Source organism: Pseudomonas sp. D2002 (assembly GCF_013385735.1).
Classification (GTDB): Bacteria; Pseudomonadota; Gammaproteobacteria; order Pseudomonadales; family Pseudomonadaceae; genus Aquipseudomonas.
The window spans coordinates 1192232-1201166 of the sequence record NZ_JACAPL010000003.1 but is presented as its reverse complement, the minus strand read 5'-3'; the positions used below and the strand labels follow the sequence as shown (position 1 = coordinate 1201166).

The 8935-nt window shown below is 60.0% G+C and carries 6 protein-coding genes; 3 read left to right on the top strand and 3 right to left on the bottom strand.

The genetic code is table 11. The features are described 5' to 3' along the window. Positions 1 to 236 precede the first annotated feature (236 nt). From HX783_RS08845 to HX783_RS08835, 3 genes are read left to right on the top strand one after another with little or no spacing between them, the layout of a single operon-like run. A complete protein-coding gene (locus HX783_RS08845) occupies positions 237 to 896 on the top strand; it encodes a paraquat-inducible protein A (RefSeq protein ID WP_177016633.1) in 660 nt (219 codons plus the stop codon). Further along, the gene (locus HX783_RS08840) at positions 883 to 1506 is read left to right on the top strand and encodes a paraquat-inducible protein A (protein ID WP_177016632.1); all 624 of its coding nucleotides are present in this window, start codon (positions 883 to 885) and stop codon (positions 1504 to 1506) included. Before HX783_RS08845 ends, HX783_RS08840 begins: the two co-directional genes overlap by 14 nt. Continuing rightward, positions 1499 to 3802 (top strand): PqiB family protein, encoded by a 2304-nt coding sequence (locus HX783_RS08835; RefSeq protein WP_177016631.1) that lies wholly within the window; start codon positions 1499 to 1501, stop codon positions 3800 to 3802. Before HX783_RS08840 ends, HX783_RS08835 begins: the two co-directional genes overlap by 8 nt. Before the next feature lie 165 nt (positions 3803 to 3967). Here the strand turns inward: HX783_RS08835 and mksF are convergent, their stop codons facing one another. From mksF to mksB, 3 genes are read right to left on the bottom strand one after another with little or no spacing between them, the layout of a single operon-like run. Continuing rightward, positions 3968 to 6808 carry an Mks condensin complex protein MksF gene (mksF, locus tag HX783_RS08830; RefSeq protein ID WP_159954011.1) on the bottom strand — a complete coding sequence of 947 codons (2841 nt, stop codon included), beginning with the start codon at positions 6806 to 6808 and terminating at the stop codon, positions 3968 to 3970. After that, positions 6805 to 7512: an Mks condensin complex protein MksE gene (gene mksE / locus HX783_RS08825; protein ID WP_159954012.1), complete on the bottom strand. Its 708-nt coding sequence runs from the start codon at positions 7510 to 7512 to the stop codon at positions 6805 to 6807. Before mksE ends, mksF begins: the two co-directional genes overlap by 4 nt. Further along, on the bottom strand, positions 7502 to 8779 hold the full coding sequence (gene mksB, locus HX783_RS08820; protein ID WP_177016630.1) for an Mks condensin complex protein MksB: 1278 nt from the start codon (positions 8777 to 8779) through the stop codon (positions 7502 to 7504). Before mksB ends, mksE begins: the two co-directional genes overlap by 11 nt. Positions 8780 to 8935: the final 156 nt, after the last annotated feature.

The window sequence follows — 8935 nt, the reverse complement described above, 5'->3', positions numbered from 1 at the left end:
TCCAGAACCCCTGTTTGCTAATGCAAACAGGGGTTTTGTTTTGGGCGATCGAAAAGGAACTACAGCACCGATAAGGCTTACATGCCGCCAGCCCATTAAAGTAACGCGCTGCCCCGGTGTAAGAGCCCCCCGTTTAGATCGATCCCCCCAGTTTCTCCCGACAAATTTGCACAGTTATTTCTGAACCAGACCACTAGAATAGGCACCTAACCTTTTTTAGAGTTCGAGCCCTATCTATGCCCGATCCAGTTGATACCCTTAAGGTGTCGGACTTACCACTGGAGGATCTGGTGGCATGCCACGAGTGCGACTTGCTGATGCGCAAACCCGTACTCGCCATCGGTGAAAAAGCCCAATGCCCGCGTTGCGGTTACGAGCTGTACGCTCACCGTCACAACGTCGTTGAACGAAGCCTGGCCCTCGTGCTCGCGGCGCTGCTGCTGTACATCCCTGCGAACTTTTTACCCATCATGCAGCTCAATCTACTCGGGCAGTCCTCAGAAGACACCGTGTGGAGCGGCGTTGTCGGCCTGTTCGATACCGGCATGCAAGGCGTCGCGGCCGTAGTGTTCCTGTGCAGCATGGGCATTCCCCTGCTCAAGTTGCTCTGCCAACTGGCAGTGCTGCTCAGCATTCGCTGGAAGGTCGGCCGCAGTTACGGGCTGTTGCTCTACCGTATTTACCATCACCTGAAGGACTGGGGGATGTTGGAGGTGTACCTGATGGGCGTGCTCGTGGCGATCGTCAAGCTCGCTGACATGGCCTCCATCACGATCGGCCTGGGTCTGGGCTGCTTCATCGGTCTATTAATGGTTCAGGTACTGCTTGAGGTGGTGATGTCGCCCCACCAGATCTGGCAAGCGTTGTCAGGAGAGGATGATCATGCGGGCGATTGATGCAGGCATTCTGATTTGTACCGAATGTCACGAGCTGAACAAGCAAGAGGCTGATACCGATGAGCAGCTCTGCACGCGTTGCGGTGCGCTGATTCATGCCCGCCGGCCCAACAGCCTCACACGTACCTGGGCCTTGCTGATCACGGCGGCGATCTTGTACATCCCCGCCAACCTATTACCAATTATGACCATCAACTCCCTTGGCCAGGGCGATCCAAGTACCATTATGGCCGGCGTGATCCAACTGGTTCAGCACGGCATGTTCCCTATCGCCGCGGTGGTGTTTATCGCCAGTATCCTGGTGCCGACGTTCAAGCTGATCGGCATCGGCCTGCTACTGTTCTCGGTGCAGCGTCATCAGCCGCTGTCCGCGAAGCAACGCATTATCATGTACCGCTTTATCGAATTCATTGGCCGCTGGTCCATGCTGGATATCTTCGTGATCGCCATCCTGGTGGCGGTTGTTAACTTTGGGCGACTTGCCAGTGTCGAGGCCAATCTCGGTGCTGCAGCGTTCGCCAGTGTGGTGATCTTGACGATGCTTGCCGCAGTAACTTTTGATCCCCGACTGATTTGGGACAACACGGAGTCGGACGACGACCATGAGTGATTTGCCAAAAGCTAAAACCCGCCCAGCCTCCAACTGGTCGGCCATTTGGGTGTTGCCACTGGTTGCCCTGATCATCGGCGGCTGGCTGGGGTGGCGTGCCTACTCCCAGCAAGGTCTGGAGATCCAGGTGCGCTTTGAAAGTGGCGAAGGTATCCAGGCCAACAAGACCGAAGTGGTCTACAAGGGCATGTCCGTCGGCAAGGTCAAGACCCTGGCCCTGGACGACGAGGGCAGCAATCGCGGGGTGATTGCCACCATCGAGATGAACAAGGATGTCGAGCAGTACCTGAAGACCAACACACGCTTCTGGCTGGTAAAACCCAGCGTCAGCCTTGCCGGCATCACTGGCCTGGAAACCCTGGTCTCGGGCAACTACATTGCCGCCAGCCCGGGCGACGGCGAGCCTACCCGCAAGTTCAAGGCCCTCTCCGAAGAGCCGCCTTTATCTGACGCCAAACCCGGCCTGCACCTGACGATCAAGGCCGATCGCCTCGGCTCGCTCAACCGTGGCAGCCCGGTGTTTTACAAACAGATTCAGGTCGGCCAGGTCAAAAGCTACCTGCTGTCGGAAGACCAGAGCACGGTCGAGATCAAGGTCTACATCGAGCCGACCTACGCCAGCCTGGTGCGCAAACACACACGTTTCTGGAACGCCAGCGGCATCAGCATCGACGCCAACCTCTCTGGCGTCAAAGTGCGCAGCGAATCCCTCTCCAGCATCGTCGCCGGCGGCATTGCGTTCGCCACCCCCGAGAATCGCAAGGACAGCCCGCCGACCGATCCAAGCCTGCCTTTCCGACTCTACGAAGATTTCGACGCCGCCGCAGCCGGCATCAAGGTCAAGGTCAAACTCACCGACTTCGAAGGCCTGCAGGCCGGGCGTACGCCGGTCATGTACAAGGGCATCCAGGTTGGTAGCCTGAAAACCTTGAAGATTGACCCGGACCTATCCAGCGCCAATGCCGAGTTGACCCTCGACCCACTGGCCGAAGACTACCTGGTGCAAGACACGCAGTTCTGGGTGGTCAAGCCGTCCATCTCGCTGGCCGGTATCACCGGTTTGGAGGCACTGGTCAAAGGTAACTACATCGCCATTCGCCCCGGCGACAAAGGCAGCGCTCCACAGCGTGAGTTCGTCGCCCGGGCCAAGGCGCCGCCGTTGGACCTGCGCTCCCCAGGCCTGCACATGGTGCTGTTCACCGACAACCTCGGCTCCCTGGATGTCGGCAGCCCGATCCTCTACAAACAAGTCAAAGTCGGTTCGGTGCAGAGCTACCAGTTCTCGCGCAAAAACAAACAATTAGTGATCGGCGTTCATATCGAGAAGGAGTACGAGAACCTGGTCAACGGCTCCACGCGCTTCTGGAATGCCAGCGGTGTCACGCTGACTGGCGGCCTCACCGGCGGTATCCAAGTGAAAAGTGAATCCCTGGCCAGTCTGATGGCCGGTGGTATCGCCTTCGAAACCCCGGAACCGAACGTACCGCTGAAAAAACGCATCCCGCGTTTCCGCCTGTTTGCCGACCGCGAGGCTGCCAACCAACATGGCACCCTGGTGACCATCAAGGTTGACCGCGCCGACGGTCTGCGCCCTGGCACGCCGGTACGCTTCAAAGGCCTGGACGTAGGCAAGATCGAAAGCGTCGACCTGAGTGCCGACATGCAGTCGGTATTGCTCAGCGCGCGCATCACTCAAGTCGCCGATCGGATCGCACGCGCGGGCAGTCAATTCTGGGTGGTCAAGCCTGAGCTGGGCCTGATGAAAACCTCGAACCTGGAAACCCTGGTGACCGGCCAATACATCGAGGTACAGCCCTCGGCGAAAAACGCCGGCCCGCAAAATGCCTTCGTCGCGTTGGACAAACCGCCAGAGGCAGCTCATCAGGAAGAAGGCCTGAGCCTGGTCCTCAGCGCCGCACGCCGCGGCTCGTTGAAAGAAGGCGTACCGGTCACTTACCGCGAAGTCACCGTCGGCAAGGTCACCGGCTACGAGCTGGGCCAGACCGCCGACCGCGTGCTGATCCACATCCTGATCGAGCCCAAATACGCGCCGCTGGTACGCAGCGGCAGCCGGTTCTGGAACACCAGCGGCTTCGGCCTCGACTTCGGCCTGTTCAAAGGCGCGACGGTACGTACCGAATCTTTGGAAACACTGGTCGCGGGCGGCATCGCCTTCGCCACGCCGGACGGCGAGCGCATGGGTAACGCCGCGCGCCCGCAGCAGACCTTCCCGCTGTTCGACAAATTTGAAGATGAATGGCTGACTTGGGCGCCTAAAATCCCGCTCGGCAAATAAATCGAGGCGCGTCTATCGCGGGCAAGCCCGGCTCCCACAGGAGATATGCATTCCAATGTGGGAGCGGGCTTGCCCGCGATGAGGCCATCAGCAACACCGCAAAAAACCAACAAAAAAGGCCGCGATCCATAAAATCGCGGCCTTTTTGCATTTCAGCTCAGCCGATCAAACCTCATCCAACTCCGGCTCATCTGCCTGCACATTCACCGTCGCTTTCACCACATCGTGACGACGGATGTACTTCCAATCCGCCTCATCAATGTAGATACCATTCGGCCCGCTGCCGCCTTCCAGGTCGATCGCCACTTGGGCGGACACCTGCGGCTTCACACTGGCCAGAATCGGCACAAAGCCCAGCTGCAAGCTGGTTTCCAGCAACGCCGCCTGGTTCTTCTCATCGATGTCCGCCGCTTCATCCAGGTAGTACGGCAAACGCACGCGCCCTGCCTGGTCACGGTCCATCAAATGCAACAACAAGTACATGTTGGTCAGCGCCTTGATGGTCATGGTGGTGCCGTTGGACGCCGCGCCATCGATGTCGGTGTGAATCACCGGCTGGCCGTGCACCTTAGTGATCTCGAACGCCAGCTCGAACAAGTCCTTGAGGCCCAACTGGTTATGGTTGGCGGCAACGAGGCGGGCCAGGTATTCCTTGGCCTCTTCGTTCTTGTTGTCCTGCTCGGCGCTTTGGCTGAGGTCGAACACCGACAGCGTCTCGCCTTCTTCATACTGACCGGCACTGTGGATGATCTGGTCGATATGCTTGAGGGCTTCCTTGTTCGGTGCCAGCACGATACGGAAGCTCTGCAGGTTGGACACCTGGCGCTTGTTGATCTCGCGGTTGAACAACGCCAACTGGTGTTCCAGGCTGTCGTAGTCGCTGCGGATATTACGCAAGGTGCGCGCGATATCGGTGACGGCGGCACGGCGCGCCTTACCGAGGGTCAGCGCCTCATCGGTACGGTGTGCATACGCATTGATCAGCAGTTGCAGGCGACGCTCGACGTCATCCTCGCTGTCAAACTTGGCCACACCTTTGAGACGCACCTGCGCATACAAGGCTTCGATCTGGCCATCGGCGCGCAGCAGGCCTTGCCAGCTGTCCTGATAGTCATTGAGCAGCGGCAGCAGGTTGTCCATGGAGTCGTCGACCGGGTCCATGAACGGCGTGCCGAACGGCAAGTCTGCCGGCAACAACTGGCGACGGCGCAACGCATCATCCAGCGTGCGTTGCTTGGCTTCCATATCGCCGATCTGGCGGCCGACCAATTGCAGTTTGGCCGACAGTTGCTGCACGCGTTCGGTGAAGGCATCACTGGAGCGCTTCAACTCATCCTGCGCGGCTTCCATCTGCGCCAGGTTTTCCAGCTTCTCGCCTTCTTCGGCGCTCAGTGTCTGCGCGCGACGGAAGTCTTCGAGCGCCTTCTGCGCATCCAGCACCTGCTGGTACAGCGCTTCGGTCTGGGTCTTGCTCGCGGCGCGGTCAGAGGCTACAGCTTGCTGGGTCTTGAGCTGCTTGAGTTCTTTTTCCAGGCGCTCTTTCTGGTCGCGCAACGCCGCGCGATCCGCCAGGGCCTGCAACGCCGGTGGCTCGATGTGGGAGATGTCGATGGACAGCCCCGGCACTTCAAAACGCTCACCTTTGAAGCCGTCGAGGATCTGCTCCAGGGATTTAACCCACTGGCCGTCCTCATCCAGCGTAATGCCATGCTCGCCCAATGGCAGGCTGAACAACGAACTGTTGAACAAGCGCATCAAACGCTCGACATCCTGCTGCGAAAATTCTTCGCGCAGTTTGGCGTAGCTGTTGTTATCGGCGTGATCAAGCTGCTGCTTGACCGACTTCAAGCGCTTTTCCAAATCGCGCAGACGCTCGTCCAGGTCCTCGGCGCTGAACTGTCGCGACTGCGCCAGGGCACCCGCCAATTCGTCGTGGGCATCCTTGGCCGCCAGCAATTGCTGCTCGAGCACCTTGACGTCATCGACCAAGGCAAAACGATGCTTGAGCACCGACAGCTCGCCCAGCCAACGTTGAATGCCACTGATTTCCCGCTCCAGGCGCATCAGCTCCTGGGTGCCGCCACGCTGATCGTTTTGCAGCGCGTCCTGCTCATTGCGGTAGTGCTCGGCCTGAATGGTCAGCTCTTCCTTGCGCGCACTGGCGTAGTCCGACCAGGTGCCGAGCAACGAGTCCAGCAGCGGCGACAGGCGATGCAATTTGCCGCGCAAAATGTCGCGCTGTTTCACGCCGTTGGCCAAGGCTTCAACCAATGGGCCGGCAGCTACCAGCGAGTGGTAGTCCTGCTCCATACGTCGCACATCGCGGAAGGCTTCTTCGCACGCGGCAATGTAATCCACGCTGCCGGAACGCAGGCTGTGCTCGAAGGCATCCAGGAACAACTGCTTGAGCTTGGCCGCGGTGATTTCGCGCATGTGCAGCAAGTTGATAAACAGCGCGCGGAAGGTCTTCAGGCTCTGCTCGCTGGTGGAGCGCAGCGGAATCAGGGTCAGGTCCAACGGGATCGACGTGTGGCCGCCCACCAGCAAACGGCGCAGTTCATCCGGCTTGAGTTCGTAGGCTTTCAGGCCTTCGCGCTCAAGGTTGGTGAACAGCTCTTTCTGACGCAGGCAGGTGTCGTTCTTCTGGTAATGCGCCAGGTCCAGCTTGCCGGCATAGGCAAAGAACTGGTGGCCAAAACCGCCGCCCGGGCCGCGTCCGACCACACCGATCACGTGCGGGCCGTGGGGCAGGGAAACCTCTACGAGGATGTAGCTGGTGTCGGTAGCAAAGTAGAAGCGCCGGGATTGTTCCAGGGTGTACTTGCCGAAACTCATGTCCGACATGCGCGCCAGAATCGGGAATTGCAGGGCGTTGATCGACGCGGATTTACCCAGGTTGTTTGCGCCGTACACCGACAGCGGCTCTTCCAGCGGGAACAGGCCCAAACTGTAACCGGCGGTGTTCAATAGGGCGAAGCGGCGGATGCCGTAGCGTTCCTTACTCATGCATCGGTCTCCTGTTCTTCGGCAATGGCGCGGGCAAGGGCGTCTTCTTCGCTTTCTTCAGCAAAGTCACTGAGGTCCAGCGGGTCATCGGTCTTGAGCAGTTTTTCATCGCTGTCTTCGTCGATGATCACCGGCGCCGGCAATGGCAACACGCTGTGCACACTGGCCGCGAGGTCGCGGTCCTGCTGCACCGACAGGCACACGTCGAGGAAACGGTGCATCGGCGGCAGGAAGCGATACACGCCGTTGTCTTCGCTGGCAAAACCCAGTTGGGTCATGCGGCGCATGATTTTTTCTTCGAGTTCTTCCTGGGTCTGCACTTCGGCCTGGATAAACAGGTCGCGGTACTTCTCCAGCAGCGACGGCAACTCATCGCGGCCCAGGCTGCCACCGTCGAGCACGGCAATCGGGTCACGGCCCTGGTCGGCCAAGTGCTCGACAATGATGAAGGTGAACAGCGCCAGGCGTTGGGCGGTCTTGTTCACTTGCGCGGCGGCCACGGCGGTGTCCGGCACGAAGTAGTAGAAACCACGCGTGTCGCACACCAGCTCAAAACCCAGGGCCTTGAACAGCGTGCGGTACTGGTCCTGGAAGTTCGACAGTTGCGCGTACAGCTCCGGGTCGCGGCGGCTGACGTGGTAACCCTTGAACAGCTCGCGAAAGATCGGCGCCAGCTGGGACAGTTCGGAAAGATCAAGATGCATAAGGTGTGCTCGCAGAATTCTCGGTAGCGTCGGCGCCGGCCGGGAGCAGGGCGAATGAGCGCAGGCTGACCTGGTGCTCGTGTGTGTGGTAATCGCGGCGTTCCAGGCGTTCGCGCTTGAAGCGTTTTTCACGCGAGAGTCGCGAGAACCAGTACAGCAATTCGTCGGTGGCGCCGTCCGGTTCCTGCTCCAGCAGCCAGGTCATCAGGTCCGGCATCGGCAGCGCGTCTTCGCAGCGCTCGAGCATTTCCTTGACCGTGCGCGGTGCACGCTGGGCGTCGCCCTTGTGGGATTTGTGCGCTTTGGGGAATTTCGCTGGTTTCGGCTCGAAGTTCGCCAGCGCGTACACATAGGCTTCCACCTGGCTCGCGCTGCCGAGAAAGGTGCTTTGCGGCCGGGTAAACATCGGCATCGCCGCCTGAGGCACCGCGTCCAGGCCTTTACGGCGGATGGCCGACAGGGCCAGCGCCGCACCACGGGTCACGGCGTTGTGCCGGCGCGCTTCTTCACGCAGCGGCAGCAGCAATTCGCGGGCGTGACGCAAGGTCAGCTGGGCGCTGGTCTGCATTTCGAGGATGCGCGCGTGGGTGCGCAGCAGCATGTCGTCGTCGACCAGATGGCCGAGGCGCTGTTGCTCGGTGAGCATGCGCAACAGCACATTCTCGACCTTGCGCACGCCTTGTTCGAAGGCACCGTCGGCGTTCACCAGTTGGATCATTGGCTCGACGTATTCATCCCAGGTCGCCAGGACTTCAGCGTAACGCTGGCGCAAAGGGATTTGCCGGTCGCTGGTCTTGGCGCGGTCGGCCACGGCGGCGAGGGCTTGTTCGTCGTTGGCGAGTTTTTTCAGTACATCGCGTACGCGCATGTCCAACAGGCGCAGTTGGCGGGCCAGGTCGTGGCCATCGCGGATGTCGAAGGCGTCTTGGATGTAGCCGGCCAGGCGCTCGAGGTGGCGCAGGTAGGCTTCAATTTCCAGGCACAGGCCAAGCCGGTGCTCCTTGCGAAGATAGGCGAGGAAGTCGTGGATCTGCGCGTTGAGCTCGAAACGGTTCGGGCTCTTGGCGACAGGCACCAGGATATCCAGGCGAATCCACACGTCCAGCAGGCTGGTGATGTCCTGGGGCGTGCTGTCCAGTTGTTGGGCCGCCAGTTGTGCGCGCAGCTCGCTCAGGCTCAGGGTGCCTTGGTCGAAGTGTTCGCACAGTGGCTCAAGCAGGGCCCAGTGTTCGGCGAGGGCGCGCAAGACGCGCTTGGGTTCGATCATCGGAATGGCCGGCTGGTTGGCGATTAAAAGTCGCGATTGTACTGCATCGGGCGCGGGATTTATCCACAGCCGGTCAGTGCACAGTGGGCGATTGTTACCGAACAGCGGTAGAATCCCCGCTCTTTACTTATCCACAAGTGGCCGAGCTGTGCTTAT